Source organism: Klenkia soli (assembly GCF_900103975.1).
GTDB classification, from domain to species: domain Bacteria; phylum Actinomycetota; class Actinomycetes; order Mycobacteriales; family Geodermatophilaceae; genus Klenkia; species Klenkia soli.
The window spans coordinates 212,279-225,800 of the sequence record NZ_FNIR01000008.1 but is presented as its reverse complement, the minus strand read 5'-3'; the positions used below and the strand labels follow the sequence as shown (position 1 = coordinate 225,800).

Genomic DNA, 13,522 nt, shown 5'->3' with positions numbered 1-13,522 from the left:
CGCCGGCTGCTCAGACGCTGTGGATCAACTCCTCAGGAGGAGTACACCTCGGGCTTGAGCGTGGCGATGTAGGGCAGGTCGCGGTAGCGCTCGGCGTAGTCCAGGCCGTAGCCGACGACGAACTCGTTGGGGATCTCGAAACCGACGTACTGCACCGGGACGTCGACCTTCACCGCGTCGGGCTTGCGCAGCAGCGCGCACACCTCGAGGGAGGCCGGGCCGCGCGAGCCCAGGTTCTTCAGCAGCCAGGACAGCGTCAGCCCGGAGTCGATGATGTCCTCGAGCACCAGCACGTGCTTGTCGGTGATGTCGCGGTCGAGGTCCTTGAGGATGCGGACGATGCCCGAGGAGCTGGTGGCCGACCCGTAGGAGGAGACGGCCATGAACTCCATCTGGGTGGGCAGCTGCAGCGCCCGGGCGAAGTCGCTCATGAACAGCACGGCGCCCTTGAGGACGCCGACCAGCAGCACCTCGCGGCCGGCGTAGTCGACGGCGATGCGGTCGGCCAGCTCGCGGATCTTCTCGGCGATCTGGGCCTCGGACAGCAGCACGTGGTCGATGTCCGGGCCGTAGCCGTGGTCGGGACCCAGGGGGCCGCTGGGTGTGTCGCTCACGGGTGGGGCTCCTCGCTGCGGGGAGTGCTGAGGGGTGGAGGGGGGCCTTGCAGCGCAAGCCTGCCAGACGCCCGGACGACGCCCGCACCGCCGGGGAGGTCGACCCGACCCTGCCCGCGCCAGGCGACCACCAGCGCGTCGACGGCCTGCAGGTGGACGGCCGCCAGATCGCGCACCCCGCTCCCGAGCAGCCAGTTCCGGACCGCCCGGCGCCGGATCGCCGCAGGCAGCGCGGCCAGCGCCGAGCAGTCGGTCGGGTCCGGCACCCGGGCCAGGGCGTCGAGGGCGTCGGCGTCCTCGCGGGCCATGGCGGCTGTGCGGGCCAGGGCTGCCGCCACCCCTCCGCCGAGCACCTCCTCGAGCAGCGGGAGCACCTCGGTGCGCAGCCGGACCCGGGTGAAGGCCGGGTCGGTGTTGTGCGGGTCGTCCCAGACCGGCAGCCCCTGCGCGGTGCAGGCCGCGCGGGTGGTGGCCCGGTCGAGACCCAGCAGCGGGCGCCACAGCGGCCCGCGCCGGGCGGGCATGCCGGCCAGCGACCGGGGGCCGCTCCCCCGGCCCAGGCCCAGCAGCACGGTCTCGGCCTGGTCGTCGCGGGTGTGGCCCAGCGCGACCCGGGCCCCGTGCTCCTGCGCGGCGGCGGTCAGCGCGGCGTACCGGGCGTCCCGGGCAGCCGCCTCCGGTCCGCCCGCCGTCCCCACCCGGACCGTCGCGACCACGACCGGGGCGAGCCCGAGGCCGCGCAGCAGGTCCGCCGTCGCGGCGGCCCGGTCGGCCGAGCCGGCCTGCAGGCCGTGGTCCACCGTGACCGCGCCCGCGGGCACCCCGGCCCGGGGCGCCTCGAAGGCGATCGCGGCGGCCAGCGCGAGGGAGTCGGCTCCCCCGCTGCAGGCCACCAGCACCGGCCCGGTGAGCCCCGGGCGGACGGCGGCGCGCACCGCGGCGACCGCGGGGTGCGGGCCCACGGCTCAGTAGGGGGTGAGGACGCGGTCGACCCAGCGCTGCGGGTCGGTGAGCTCCTCCTTGCGCGGCAGGGTGCCCGGCGACGTCCACACGGTGTTGAACGCCTCCATGCCGACCAGCCCGACGACGCCGGCCACGAAGTGCCGGCCGTCGGCGTACTGCTGCATCTTCTGCTCCAGGCCCAGCAGCCGGCGCAGCACGCGGTCGAGCGGGCCGACGCCCTTGCGCCGCTGGCCGAACCGCTTGCGCAGGATGCGGACGCTGGGCACCACGTCGGGGCCGACGCCGTCCATGACGAACTCGGCGTGCCCCTCGACCAGGCTCATCACCGCCGTCACGCGGTCCAGCACGGCCTGCTGGGCGGGGTCGGCGACCAGCGCCATCAGCCCGCCGGGGGCGTCGCCGTCCACCGGCTTCCCCCGCACCGCGTCGGACAGGCTTGCCACGACCTCCCGCAGCCGCTCGCGCAGCACGGCGGGGTCCAGGTCGCTGGCCTGCACGAACTCCTGGACCTGCGCCTCGAGGTAGGTGCGCAGCCAGGGGAAGGCGGTGAACTGCAGCTGGTGGGTGACCTCGTGCAGGCACACCCACAGCCGGAAGTCGTGCGGGTCGACGCCCAGCCGGCGCTCGGCGTCGACGATGTTCGGGGCGACCAGCAGCAGCCGGCCGCCGGTGCCGAACACCTCGTACTGGCCGAGCACCTTCGAGGAGACGAACGAGAGCACGGCCCCGGCCTGGATGCCGGTGGCCCTACCGCCGATCGCGCGGGCCAGGGCGCCGGGGGACTTGCCGGTCCGCTCCTCGAGGGCGTCGGTGAGCGGGTCGAGCAGTGCGGCCATGCCTGCGGCGTTGGCGTCGACCCAGCCGGGCCGGTCGACGACGGCGGTGACCGGCGAGGGCGCCCCCGCGGCCGGGGTGAGACCGGTGAGCTGCTCGACGTGCGCGACGGCGGTGGCCGCGCACTCCTGCAGCTCGCGGACCACGGCGGCGGCCTCCTCGCGCGTGGTCTCGGGACCGGAGCCGCTCAGCCGGCGGGCCGTGCGTCCGGCGAGGTCCCAGTCCACCAGCGAGCTAGCCATGCGGATGACGGTAGACGCGCCCGGCGGTGCAGGGTCGTGAGGAGTGGGGCCCGGAGGGTCCCGCGACCGATCGACGGACGCGCTCGCCGCACACCGGGGACGGCTCGTGGCCGCGGTGCGATCCGGAGGATCGCGATGTGCTCAGCAGCCGCAGCTGGCCATCGCGGCGGCGACCGCGTCGAGTGCTGCCTCGGCGGCGACCACGTTGCCCGGGGTGCCGTCGGCGAGGAGGGCGAAGGCCAGCAGCCGGCCGTCCTCGGTGACCACCAGGCCGGCCAGCGCGCTCGTGGTCGCCAGGGTGCCGGTCTTGGCCCGCACTGTGCCCGGCGCGGTGGCGGGGTCGGCGTCGCCGCGGTCGGCCAGGGTGCCGGTGTACCCGGCGATCGGCAGCCCCGAGAGCAGGGCGCCGGCCACCGGCAGCGTGCCGTCGGCCGCCGCCTCGAGGACGTCGACCAGCAGCCGCGCGGGCACCCGGTCGGTGCCCGACAGCCCGCTGCCGTCGGTCAGCGTCAGGCCGGAGGTGTCGAACCCGGCCGCGCCCACCGCGGCGGTGACCGCGGCCGCCGCACCGGTGAAGCTGGCCTCGCCGCCGGTGGCGAGGGCGACCTGCCGGGCGAGGGTCTCGGCGAGCAGGTTGTCCGAGGCGGTGAGGGCCTGCTCGACCAGGCGCTCGACCGGGGCGGACCGGACGGTGCCCAGCACGGCGGCGCCGGCCGGCGCCGTGCCCAGCGTGACCGCCGCGCCGGGCGCACCGAGGGCCGCGGCGAGGGCGGTGCCGGCGTCGGTGCCGGGCTGCCCGCTGCGCTGGCTCTGCCCCGGGTCCACCCGGGCGCCGTCGACGGCGGTGGCGGTCACCGGGGCGGCGTAGGTGGAGGGGGCGTCCTCGGAGCCCCAGCCGGGGGCGGTGAGCGGACCGGTGAACAACGAGTTGTCGACCACGACGGAGGTCACGGCGGTGCCGCCCAGCGCGGCCTGGACCTGGGCGGCGAGGTCGGCGACCGTGGCCGCCCCCGGGTAGCTCGACGAGGGCGAGGTCGTGGACAGCGTGGGGTCGCCGCCGCCGACCAGCACCACCTCGCCGGGGACGGCACCGGCCACCACGCTGGTGGGGATGGTGGCGCCGGGGCCGAGCGTGGTGAGCGCGGCCAGCCCGGTGAGCAGCTTCGCGGTCGAGGCCGGGGTGCCCGGGTCGTCGGCGTCGGTGTCCAGCAGGGTGGCGCCGGTCGCGACGTCGACCACCTCGGCGGACGCACCGCTGCCCAGCGCCGGGGCGGCCAGGAGCGGGGCCAGCACCGCCTGCAGGCCGGCGGCGGTCGGTGCCGGGGCGTCGGTGGACAGCGCGGCGAGCACCGGGGCGGGGTCGGACAGCTCGGGCAGGACGGCGTCCGGGACCGCGACGGCGTCGGACGGGACGGCGGCCACCGAGTCGGGGTCGGCGTCCTCGTGGGTGGCGAGCAGGAACGCACCGGCCCCCAGCGCGGCCACGACGCAGAGCGCGACGAGCACCTGCCAGAGCCGCTTGCGCCACCGCGGGCGGGGCCGCGCGGTGACGGTGACGGTGCTGCCCGGGGCGCTCGCGATGGCCCCTCCCCCGTAGTTGCGGACCCTCGACGTCCCACGACCGCCGGGCGTGGGCCACACTACGGCGGTGCAGTTCGACGTGACGGTAGAGATCCCCAAGGGCCAGCGGAACAAGTACGAGCTGGACCACGCCACTGGACGCATCCGGCTGGACCGGATGTTGTTCACCTCGACGCGGTACCCGGCGGACTACGGGTACATCGAGGAGACCCTGGGTCAGGACGGTGACCCCCTCGACGCCCTGGTGCTCCTGGAGGAGCCGACCTTCCCCGGGTGCCTCATCACCTGCCGGGCGATCGGCATGTTCCGGATGACCGACGAGGCCGGTGGTGACGACAAGGTCCTCACCGTGCCGGCCACCGACCCGCGGATGGCCCACCTCAAGGACATCACGGACGTGTCGGAGTTCGACCGCCTGGAGATCCAGCACTTCTTCGAGACCTACAAGGACCTCGAGCCCGGCAAGAGCGTCGAGGGCGCCAACTGGGTGGGTCTCGCCGAGGCCGAGGCGGAGATCAACGCCTCCTTCGAGCGCGCTCGGCAGGCCTCGAACCACCACTGACCGCACCTACCGCACCCGGACGACCGAGGGGCGCCGCACCGATCAGGTGCGGCGCCCCTCGTCGTGGGTGGGGTCGTTCAGACCGTCGCGGGGGTGATGACCGCGGCGTCCAGGGCCGCCTTGGCCTCGGCGTACTCGCGGGAGAGCCGGGCGACCAGCTCGGCGGCGGGGACGACGGCGTCGACCACGCCGATGCCCTGACCGGAGCCCCACACGTCGCGCCATGCCTTCGCCCCGCCGTCGGAGCCGAAGCTCATCGCCGAGGGGTCCGACGTCGGCAGGTCCGCCGGGTCCAGGCCGGCGGCCACGATCGAGCCGGACAGGTAGTTGCCGTGCACCCCGGTGAACAGGTTGCTGTAGACGATGTCGGAGGCCGAGCTGTCGACCACCATCTGCTTGTAGCCCTCGGCGGCCCGGGCCTCGGTGGTCGCCAGGAACGCGGAGCCGATGTAGGCCAGGTCCGCGCCGGCGGCCTGCGCGGCCAGCACCGAGCTGCCGTGCGCGATCGCCCCGGACAGCGCGAGCGGCCCGTCGAACCAGCGGCGGATCTCCCGCACCAGCGCGAACGGCGACGTCGTCCCGGCGTGCCCGCCGGCCCCGGCGGCCACGGCGATGAGCCCGTCGGCGCCCTTCTCGATCGCCTTGCGGGCGAACCGGTCGTCGATGACGTCGTGCAGCACGATGCCGCCGTAGGAGTGCACCGCGTCGTAGACGTCGGCGCGGGCCCCCAGCGAGGTGATCACGATCGGCACCTCGTGCTCGACGCACATCGCGACGTCGGCCTCGAGCCGGTCGTTGGAGCGGTGCACGATCTGGTTCACCGCGTACGGGGCGACGGTGGCCCCCGTGGCGGCGGCCGCGGCCAGCCGCTCGTCGATCTCGGTCAGCCAGTCGCCCAGCTGGGCGGCCGGGCGGGCGTTGAGCGCGGGGAACGAGCCGACGACGCCGGCGGCGCACTGGGCGACGACGAGGTCGGGGCCGGACACGATGAACATCGGCGAGGCGATGGCCGGCAGCGTCAGCCGGCCGCGCAGCACGTCGGGGAGCGTCATGCGCCGGACGTTACAACAGTCAGCCCTGACCGCCGACGGCGACCAGGGCGGCCAGGCAGGCGCCCGCGGCCACCAGCGCCGCCCCCGTGCGCAGGGCGAACCACCGCTCCCACCGGCGCCGCTCCTCCTGCCAGTCGACGGGCAGGGCGTCGGCCGACCAGTTCGCCATGCGCTGGTTGATCGGCAGATCGCCCCGGACGACGGCGAGCAGACCCACCACGGCAGCCACCGCGCCGGCCGCCGCCAGGGCTCCGGACGGCTGGCTCCCCGTGACCGCGCAGGCGACGGTCAGCGCGACGACCGCGGCCAGCCCCAGCAGGGTGAACGGCCGCATCAGGGCCGGGAACCGGCGGTCGGCGGCCTGCTTGACCGCCAGGTAGGTGGGTCCGTCCAGCTCGCGCCAGGCGGGGTTCAGCGCCGCCACCCCGAGGACGTGGATGCCGGCGGACATGGTCTGCAACGCAGCCGCGACGACGGCCAGGACGACCAGCACGAGCACTCCCGGTAGGTTGTGTACGGAATCCCGTATCCGATATAGGAGTCTGTCCCCGATGCCCGACCCGGTCAAGCGGCGGTACGACGCGACGGCGCGGCGCGAGCGTGCGGCCCGGACCCGGCGCGAGGTGCTCGCCGCCGCGCGGGAGCTGCTGCTGTCGGAGGGCTACCCGGCCACCTCGGTGCCGGCGGTCGCCGCCGCGGCCGGGGTGTCGGCCGAGTTCGTCTACAAGAACGTGGGCGGCCGGGCCGCACTGCTGGCCGCCGTCCTGGACGTGGCGCTGGCCGGGGACGACGCACCGGTCGCCGTGGCCGACCGGGAGCGGATGGTGGCCCTGCGCGCCGAGACCGATCCGCGGGTGCTGCTGAGCGGGTACGTGGCCGTGGCCGTGGAGGTGCAGCAGCGGGTCGCTCCCCTGCTGGTCGCGGCCCGGGCCGCGGCGGCCGCCGACGTCGGGGCGGCCGAGGTGCTGGCCAAGGCCGACCGGGAGCGGCTGGCCGGGATGACCGGGCTGGCCCGGCACCTGCTGTCCCTGGGGGTGCCCGGCGAGCTCGACCGGGTGCGCGACGTGCTGTGGACCTGCACCTCGGCCGAGCTGCACGACCTGCTCGTCACCCGCCGCGGCTGGACACCGGCGGCCTACGGCGAGTTCGTGCTCGGCACCCTGCGGGCCGCGCTGCTGGACCGCGGCTGACGGCGCGCTACCCCACCGGCAGGTCGGCCATGGCGCGCAGCACCGCGCGGACCCGGGGCACCTCGTGGGTGCGGTGCACCCCGGTCCCGCCGAGGCCGGCGAGCACGGCGAAGAAGCCCTCGGCGGTGCGCACCTCGTCCTCGAAGTAGGTGAACCCGCTGGGCAGCGCGTGGCAGACCGGCAGGCCCAGGCTGCGCAGCCGGAAGCTGTGGAGCAGCAGCACCGACTGGTGCCGCACGCGGTCGAGCGGATCGGTGAGCCGGGCCATGCCGAAACCGGCGCCCGGGTCGACGCAGATGCCGGCGCGGACGCCGTGCGCGCGGGCGGCCTCGGCCCGGGCGCCGAGCGCCTCGACCATCGCGGGGTAGGGGTCGCGCTCGACCTCGGTGTCGGCGAGCTCCCGGGGGTTGGTGCCGAGCACGTGGCAGATCACCAGGGCGGCGTCGAACTCCGCCGCGAGCTCGAACATCGCGTCGTCGTCGGCCGAGCCGGTCAGGTTGAGGACCTTCGCCCCGGCGGCCAGCGTCGCCCGGACGACGTCGGGGTGGTAGCTCTCGACCGACACGGCCACGCCCGCCGCGGCCAGCTCCTCGACCACGGGCACCAGGGCCCGGATCTGGTCCTGCGGGCCCACCCGGGCGCTGCCGGCGACGACCGACTCGGCCCCGACGTCCACGACGTCGGCACCCTGGGCGGCCAGCACGATCCCGCGCCGGACGGCCGCCTCCGCCGAGGGCGCGATGCTCTCGCGGTACCAGGAGTCCTGGGACAGGTTGACCACGCCCATGATCGCGGGGCGGGCGTCGGTGTCGAGCACCCGGTCGCCGACGCGGAAGGGGGCGACCGGGTGGTCGAGGTCCTCGGGGTGCTCGGCGGCCAGCCGGACCAGCTCGCGCAGGCCGATCACCGGTGGCCGGGCCGGACGTAGCGGGCCATGACGTACCCCTCGGCGGTGATCAGGTGCACCAGGTCCAGCCGGGCGACCTCGTCGGGCCCCCCGGTGCGGGGGGTGGTCGACGTGCCGGCGAACACCGGCGAGAGCGTGATGTCGGCCTCGTCGAGCAGGTCGGCGGCCACCACGGCCTCGAGCAGGCTCGGCCCGCCCTCGCAGACGACGCGGCGCAGACCCCGGTCGGTGAGCGCGGCCAGCAACGACGCGGGCTCGAGGTCGGCGAGGAAGACGACCTCGGCGTGCTCCCGGGCGGTGGTCAGCGCGGCCGGGTCCGGCGACGGCCCGGTGAGCACCAGCGGGGTCAGGGTCGAGTCGGCCCACACGGGCAGCGCCCACGGCAGGTCCAGCGAGCCCGAGACGACGGCCAGGCGGGGAGCGGGCGCCTGCCCGGCGGCGGCCCGGCGCTCGGCGTCGGCAGCGCTGGCCCGCATCGGGCCGTACTCCTCGGCCCGCAGCGTGCCGGCCCCGACCAGCACGGCGTCGGCCAGCCGGCGGACGGCGTCGAACACCTCGCCGTCGACGGCCGAGGAGATCGAGCCGCTGAGCCCGTCGCGCCCGGCGGCGGCGCCGTCGAGGGTGGTCACCATCATCGCCCGCACCCAGCGCGCCTCCTCCGGCCACGGGTAGGCGTCGAGCAGGTCGTCGCCGGCGACGGACCGGGCAGGGGCGGGGAAGACCATGTCCACGCCGGTGAACCTAACCGGCGGTCACGACCGGTCCCCGGGGGCCGCGCAGCTCGGCGAGCAGGCCTCGGATGCGGCTCTCGATCTCGTCGCGGATCGGGCGGATGGCCGCCACCCCCTTCCCGGCGGGGTCGGCGAGGTCCCAGTCGAGGTAGCGCTTGCCGGGGAAGACCGGGCAGGCGTCACCGCAGCCCATCGTGATCACGACGTCGGAGGCCTGCACGGCCTCCGCGGTGAGCACGCGCGGAGCGGCGGCGGAGATGTCGATGCCGACCTCGGCCATGGCGGCGACGGCGGCGGGGTTGACCTGGTCGGCGGGCAGGGAACCGGCCGACCGGACCTCGACGGCGTCCCCCGCCAGGTGGGTGAGCCAGCCGGCGGCCATCTGGGAACGACCGGCGTTGTGCACGCACACGAACAGGACGCTGGGGGTGCTCATCGGATCGCGCTCCTCGGGCTGGTCGGGACGGTGGGGTCGCCGGGGAACCAGCGCCGGCCGGCCCACAGGCAGACGTGGACCAGCGCGACGAGGACCGGGACCTCGACGAGCGGGCCGACGACCCCGGCCAGCGCCTGTCCGGAGGTGACGCCGAAGGTGCCGATGGCCACGGCGATGGCGAGCTCGAAGTTGTTGCCGGCGGCGGTGAAGGCCAGCGTCGCGGTCTTCGCGTATCCCAGCCGCAGCCGCATGCCGAGCAGGAACGACCCGCCGAACATCAACCCGAAGTAGGCCAGCAGCGGCAGCGCGATCCGGGCGACGTCCCAGGGCTTCGAGGTGATCGCGTCACCCTGCAGCGCGAACAGCACCACGATCGTGAACAGCAGGCCGTGGAGGGCGACCGGACCGATCCGGGGCAGGAAGCGGGACTCGTACCAGTCGCGGCCCTTCCGGCTCTCGCCCACCGTGCGGGTCAGGAACCCGGCGAGCAGCGGGATGCCGAGGAACACCAGGACCGAGACCACGACGGCCCAGACGCTGAACTCCGCCGACGTGGTCGGGAGACCCAGCCAGCCGGGCAGGACCTGCAGGTAGAACCAGCCCAGCGCGGCGAAGGCCAGGATCTGGAAGACCGAGTTGATCGCGACCAGGACGGCGGCGGCCTCGCGGTCGCCGCAGGACAGGTCGTTCCAGATCAGCACCATCGCGATGCAGCGGGCCAGACCCACGACGACCAGCCCGGTGCGGTACTCGGGCAGGTCGGGCAGCAGCAGCCAGGCCAGGGCGAACATGACCGCCGGGCCGACCACCCAGTTCAGGCCCAGGGAGGCCAGCAGGAGCGTGCGGTCGCCGGTGACCCGGTCCAGCTCGGAGTAGCGGACCTTCGCCAGCACCGGGTACATCATCAGCAGCAACCCGACCGCGATCGGCAGGCTGACGCCGCCGACCTCGACCGCCTGCAGCGCGGTGTCCAGGCCCGGGACCAGGCGGCCCAGCGCCAGCCCGAGCGCCATGGCCGCGACGATCCAGACCGTCAGGAACCGGTCGAGGGTGGACAGCTGCGCCATCACCGGGGTACCGGCGCCCTGACGGCGGGCCTCGCGGACCGGGTCGCTCACGACGTGGTTCCCACGGGCCTCGGGGCAGCGCCGACCGCGCCGGTCATGGTCGCTCCCGTCCATCGCTGCATGTCGACGCAGCCTGCCCCAGACATCGACGAGCGTCAATATCGACAGGTGTCGATGTCCACGGCACACTCGGTCCATGACGACGGCACTGCACGAGACGGCCGAGGCGCAGGCCTGCTGCGCTCCGCTGGTCGCCGCGCCCATCAGCCCCGCGGACGCCGACGCCCTGGCCCGCACCCTCAAGGCCCTCGCCGATCCCGCCCGGCTGCGGCTGCTGTCCCTCGTCGCCGCCCACGACGGCGGGGAGGCGTGCGTCTGCGACCTCACCGACCCCGTCGGGCTCTCCCAGCCGACGGTGTCCCACCACCTCAAGGTGCTCGTCGACGCCGGCCTGCTCACCCGCGACAAGCGCGGCGTGTGGGCCTACTACGCCCTCGTCCCCGACACCCTGGACTCCGTCGCGGCGGCGCTGGGCACCCAGCTCCGGAGCTGACGCCGGGCTGGGGTGCTGACCGAACACGCTGGCCAGATGCGAGCCGCCTGTCGGAATCGAACCGACGACCTTCTCATTACGAGTGAGATGCTCTACCGACTGAGCTAAGGCGGCGTGGTGCTCCGGGGAGCTTACGGGAGCCCCGGTCGCCGCCGGTGCACCGGTGTCGGGGTGTCACGCCGGCAGCCGGAGGGCCACGCACATCGCCTCGATGGCGATCTGCGGCTTCACCGCCTGCTCGAGCGCCGTGCGGGCGGCGAGCACGACGTCGATGCGGCGCAGCGCCCCCTCGGCGCCGATCGCCCGGGCCAGCTCGAGGGCATCGGCCGCGCGGTCGGGGTGGTTGAGGTGCGGCACGCGGTCCACGGCGCCGCGCACCGTGGCGATCAGCAGCGCGTCCCGGTAGAACGCGGCGAGGTCGACGAGCGCGCGGTCCAGGGAGTCGCGGCCGATGCGGGTGGCCCGCGACTTCTGCTTCTTCTCCAGCTCCTTGAGCTGGCCCGCGCCGCGGGAGGCCGCAGCCACCCCCGGGCCGCGCGCGCCCACGCCGAGGGAGGCCTTGACGGCCTCGGTCTCAGCGCCGTCGATGGCCGTCGACGCCGCCAGGGACTCGGCCGCCGCGGTGGCGACCAGACCGTCGGCGGCCTGCAGGCACGCGGCCAGGCTGGTCAGCGACCGGGGGACGTCGAGCACAGCTGCGCGGGCCGCCCGGGCGTCCTCGTCGCGGGCCAACCGCCGGGCGCGGCCGACGTGCCCACCCGCTGCCGCGGCCGACCACGCGGCCAGGCTCGGCTCGACGCCGTCGCGCCGGGTGAGCACCTCGGCGACGGCCTCGGCCGGCGGGGTGCGCAGCGACACCACCCGGCAGCGCGAGCGGATGGTGACCGGGACGTCGTCGGGGTGCAGGGAGGGGGCGCAGAGCAGGAAGACCGTGCGCGGCGGGGGTTCCTCGAGCATCTTCAGGACGGTGTTGGCGGCCGGCTCGGTCATGCGGTCGGCGTCCTCGACGATGACCACCTGGAACCGGCCCTGGGACGGTGCCCGGCCGGCCATCCGGACGATCTCGCGCACCTCGGCGACCCCGATCGACAACCCCTCGGGGGCGACCACCCGGACGTCGGCGTGCGTACCGCGCAGCGCGGTCGTGCAGGCGTGGCAGGTGCCGTCGCCGCCGTCGGGGCACTGCAGGGCGGCCGCGAACGCGCGGGCGGCCACCGACCGGCCCGAGCCGGGCGGGCCGGTGAACAGCCAGGCGTGGGTCATGGACGCCGGGTGCGCGACCGCCTGCTGCAGCTCGGCCACCGCGGCGGGCTGGCCGACGACGTCGCGCCACACGCCCTCGGGCAGCGCGCTCACCGCCGCTCCCCCAGCAGCGCGCCCACCCCGGCCGCGACGGCACCGGCCAGGGCGTCGGGGTCGGCGGTCGCGTCGAGGACCAGGTAGCGGTCGGGCTCGGCCGCGGCGAGGGCGCGGAAGGTGTCGCGGACCCGCTGGTGGAACTGCACGGACTCGCCCTCGAGCCGGTCGGCCGCGGCTCGGCCTCGGGCGCGGGCCAACCCGGTCTCGGGCGGCAGGTCGAGCAGGACGGTGAGGTCGGGCACCAGCCCCTCGGTGGCCCAGCGGGAGATCGACGCGATCTCGGCCAGGTCGAACGAGCGGCCGGCGCCCTGGTAGGCCAGCGAGCTGTCGACGTACCGGTCGGTGACCACCACCTGGCCCGCGGCCAGCGCGGGGGCGACGACCTCGTGGACGTGCTGGGCGCGGTCGGCGGCGTAGAGCAGCGCCTCGGCCCGGGCCGAGAGCCCCGTGTTCGCCGGGTCGAGCACGATCGAGCGCACCGTGCCGCCGAGGTCGGTGGCGCCGGGTTCGCGGGTGGTGCGCACCGGCACGCCGCGGCCGGTCAGCCAGGCCTCCAGCCGGCCCACCTGGGTGGACTTGCCCGCGCCCTCGCCGCCCTCGAACGCGATGAACACCCCCGGGCCGGCCACGCGGCCACGGTACCGGCGGGGTCCGACACGACCTGGCTCAGCGCGGGGTCAACCGGACGGAGTGGGTGGCGTAGGGCAGCTCGAGCTCCGCCTCGCCGGCGGTGTCGGGGTGGCGGGCCAGCAGGTCGCGCAGGCCGTCGAGGAACGCCGTGCGCTCCCCCGGTGCCATCACCGCCACGTAGCTGCGGGTGGCCACCCCGGCGACCACCTGCTCGGGCGTCAACCGCTGGACGACCCGGGACTCGTGCTCGGCCACGTCGGCCGGCAGCTCGGCGGCGAACCGGGCCACCACGCCCTCGTCCGCGGCGTGGTCGCGGGTCTCCGCCGTCAGCGCGGCACCGAGCGCCCCCACCCACGGCACCGACTCGTCGCGCACGTTCCAGACGAACCCCACGACCCCGCCCCGGCGCAGCACGCGGCGCAGCTCCGGTGCGGCCCGCGGCGGGTCGAACCAGTGCGCGGCCTGGCCGGCCACGACGGCGTCCACGCTCGCGTCCGGCAGGGGGACCTGCTCGGCGCCGCCCACGGCCGTGGGCACCTGCGGCAGCCGGGCCGAGAGCTGGGCCAGCATGTCCGCCGACGGGTCGACCGCGACCACCTCGTGCCCGGCGGCCAGCAGCTGGTCGGTGAGCAGGCCGGTGCCCGCGCCCAGGTCGAGCACCCGCCGCGGCGCCGCCCCGAGCAGGAAGGCCACCGCGTCGGCCGGGTAGCCCGGGCGCAGTGCGGCGTACTCCGCCGCGACGGACCCGAAGGAGGTCCGCCGGGCGTCCCACGCCACCGGCTCCAGGTTCCCGGTCACGAC

General features: G+C 75.7%; 16 protein-coding genes and 1 tRNA gene. 3 read left to right on the top strand and 14 right to left on the bottom strand.

The annotated features are described in order from the left end of the window. Window positions 1-32: 32 nt before the first annotated feature. The 4 genes from hpt to dacB all read right to left on the bottom strand — a co-directional run bounded on the left by hpt (window position 33) and on the right by dacB (window position 4,294). The gene (gene hpt, locus BLS67_RS14225; RefSeq protein ID WP_341350145.1) at window positions 33-614 is read right to left on the bottom strand and encodes a hypoxanthine phosphoribosyltransferase; all 582 of its coding nucleotides are present in this window, start codon (window positions 612-614) and stop codon (window positions 33-35) included. After that, window positions 611-1,576, bottom strand: a complete 966-nt coding sequence (gene tilS, locus BLS67_RS14220) for a tRNA lysidine(34) synthetase TilS (protein WP_091246321.1) — start codon at window positions 1,574-1,576, stop codon at window positions 611-613. Before tilS ends, hpt begins: the two co-directional genes overlap by 4 nt. Before the next feature lie 3 nt (window positions 1,577-1,579). After that, complete coding sequence (locus BLS67_RS14215; protein WP_165617592.1) at window positions 1,580-2,653, bottom strand: zinc-dependent metalloprotease; 1,074 nt, start codon at window positions 2,651-2,653, stop codon at window positions 1,580-1,582. Between the two features lie 141 nt (window positions 2,654-2,794). Beyond that, window positions 2,795-4,294: a D-alanyl-D-alanine carboxypeptidase/D-alanyl-D-alanine endopeptidase gene (dacB, locus tag BLS67_RS14210; protein ID WP_242654084.1), complete on the bottom strand. Its 1,500-nt coding sequence runs from the start codon at window positions 4,292-4,294 to the stop codon at window positions 2,795-2,797. Window positions 4,295-4,301: 7 nt separating this feature from the next. Between dacB and BLS67_RS14205 the strand changes: the two genes are divergently transcribed. After that, window positions 4,302-4,796 (top strand): inorganic diphosphatase, encoded by a 495-nt coding sequence (locus BLS67_RS14205; protein WP_091246315.1) that lies wholly within the window; start codon window positions 4,302-4,304, stop codon window positions 4,794-4,796. Between the two features lie 77 nt (window positions 4,797-4,873). On the opposite strand, the gene BLS67_RS14200 is transcribed toward BLS67_RS14205, so the two are convergent. Both BLS67_RS14200 and BLS67_RS14195 read right to left on the bottom strand, forming a co-directional pair. After that, window positions 4,874-5,848 carry an NAD(P)H-dependent flavin oxidoreductase gene (locus tag BLS67_RS14200; RefSeq protein ID WP_091246314.1) on the bottom strand — a complete coding sequence of 325 codons (975 nt, stop codon included), beginning with the start codon at window positions 5,846-5,848 and terminating at the stop codon, window positions 4,874-4,876. A 19-nt stretch (window positions 5,849-5,867) separates the two neighbouring features. Further along, the gene (locus tag BLS67_RS14195; RefSeq protein ID WP_091246312.1) at window positions 5,868-6,341 is read right to left on the bottom strand and encodes an anthrone oxygenase family protein; all 474 of its coding nucleotides are present in this window, start codon (window positions 6,339-6,341) and stop codon (window positions 5,868-5,870) included. Window positions 6,342-6,399: 58 nt separating this feature from the next. On the opposite strand from BLS67_RS14195, the gene BLS67_RS14190 reads away from it, so the two are divergent. After that, entirely contained in the window at window positions 6,400-7,038 is a 639-nt protein-coding gene (locus BLS67_RS14190; RefSeq protein WP_165617591.1) for a TetR family transcriptional regulator, read from the top strand. A gap of 7 nt (window positions 7,039-7,045) precedes the next feature. Here BLS67_RS14190 and BLS67_RS14185 read toward each other — a convergent pair whose 3' ends face one another. From BLS67_RS14185 to arsB, 4 genes are read right to left on the bottom strand one after another with little or no spacing between them, the layout of a single operon-like run. After that, a complete protein-coding gene (locus BLS67_RS14185; protein WP_091246307.1) occupies window positions 7,046-7,945 on the bottom strand; it encodes a dihydropteroate synthase in 900 nt (299 codons plus the stop codon). Then, the gene (locus tag BLS67_RS14180) at window positions 7,942-8,670 is read right to left on the bottom strand and encodes a dihydrofolate reductase family protein (RefSeq protein WP_242654093.1); all 729 of its coding nucleotides are present in this window, start codon (window positions 8,668-8,670) and stop codon (window positions 7,942-7,944) included. Before BLS67_RS14180 ends, BLS67_RS14185 begins: the two co-directional genes overlap by 4 nt. Before the next feature lie 16 nt (window positions 8,671-8,686). Beyond that, entirely contained in the window at window positions 8,687-9,112 is a 426-nt protein-coding gene (locus BLS67_RS14175; protein ID WP_091246303.1) for an arsenate reductase ArsC, read from the bottom strand. Continuing rightward, window positions 9,109-10,230, bottom strand: coding sequence for an ACR3 family arsenite efflux transporter (gene arsB / locus BLS67_RS14170; RefSeq protein ID WP_278247136.1), 1,122 nt, complete (start codon window positions 10,228-10,230; stop codon window positions 9,109-9,111). Before arsB ends, BLS67_RS14175 begins: the two co-directional genes overlap by 4 nt. A gap of 145 nt (window positions 10,231-10,375) precedes the next feature. On the opposite strand from arsB, the gene BLS67_RS14165 reads away from it, so the two are divergent. Next, window positions 10,376-10,732: an ArsR/SmtB family transcription factor gene (locus tag BLS67_RS14165; protein ID WP_091246301.1), complete on the top strand. Its 357-nt coding sequence runs from the start codon at window positions 10,376-10,378 to the stop codon at window positions 10,730-10,732. A 41-nt stretch (window positions 10,733-10,773) separates the two neighbouring features. On the opposite strand, the gene BLS67_RS14160 is transcribed toward BLS67_RS14165, so the two are convergent. The 4 genes from BLS67_RS14160 to BLS67_RS14145 all read right to left on the bottom strand — a co-directional run bounded on the left by BLS67_RS14160 (window position 10,774) and on the right by BLS67_RS14145 (window position 13,519). After that, window positions 10,774-10,846: transfer RNA gene (locus BLS67_RS14160), tRNA-Thr, on the bottom strand. Between the two features lie 60 nt (window positions 10,847-10,906). Further along, window positions 10,907-12,088: a DNA polymerase III subunit delta' gene (locus BLS67_RS14155; protein ID WP_207500585.1), complete on the bottom strand. Its 1,182-nt coding sequence runs from the start codon at window positions 12,086-12,088 to the stop codon at window positions 10,907-10,909. Continuing rightward, window positions 12,085-12,720 carry a dTMP kinase gene (tmk, locus tag BLS67_RS14150; RefSeq protein ID WP_091246298.1) on the bottom strand — a complete coding sequence of 212 codons (636 nt, stop codon included), beginning with the start codon at window positions 12,718-12,720 and terminating at the stop codon, window positions 12,085-12,087. Before tmk ends, BLS67_RS14155 begins: the two co-directional genes overlap by 4 nt. A 37-nt stretch (window positions 12,721-12,757) precedes the next feature. Further along, entirely contained in the window at window positions 12,758-13,519 is a 762-nt protein-coding gene (locus tag BLS67_RS14145) for a class I SAM-dependent methyltransferase (protein WP_242654083.1), read from the bottom strand. Window positions 13,520-13,522: the final 3 nt, after the last annotated feature.

What these genes read in the sequence shown, in the direction of transcription:
- BLS67_RS14175 (WP_091246303.1), bottom strand. Translation starts at nt 9,112, where the DNA reads ATGAGCACCCCCAGCGTCCTGTTCGTGTGCGTGCACAACGCCGGTCGT.
- BLS67_RS14215 (WP_165617592.1), bottom strand. Translation starts at nt 2,653, where the DNA reads ATGGCTAGCTCGCTGGTGGACTGGGACCTCGCCGGACGCACGGCCCGC.
- BLS67_RS14165 (WP_091246301.1), top strand. Translation starts at nt 10,376, where the DNA reads ATGACGACGGCACTGCACGAGACGGCCGAGGCGCAGGCCTGCTGCGCT.
- BLS67_RS14200 (WP_091246314.1), bottom strand. Translation starts at nt 5,848, where the DNA reads ATGACGCTCCCCGACGTGCTGCGCGGCCGGCTGACGCTGCCGGCCATC.
- BLS67_RS14190 (WP_165617591.1), top strand. Translation starts at nt 6,400, where the DNA reads ATGCCCGACCCGGTCAAGCGGCGGTACGACGCGACGGCGCGGCGCGAG.
- BLS67_RS14180 (WP_242654093.1), bottom strand. Translation starts at nt 8,670, where the DNA reads ATGGTCTTCCCCGCCCCTGCCCGGTCCGTCGCCGGCGACGACCTGCTC.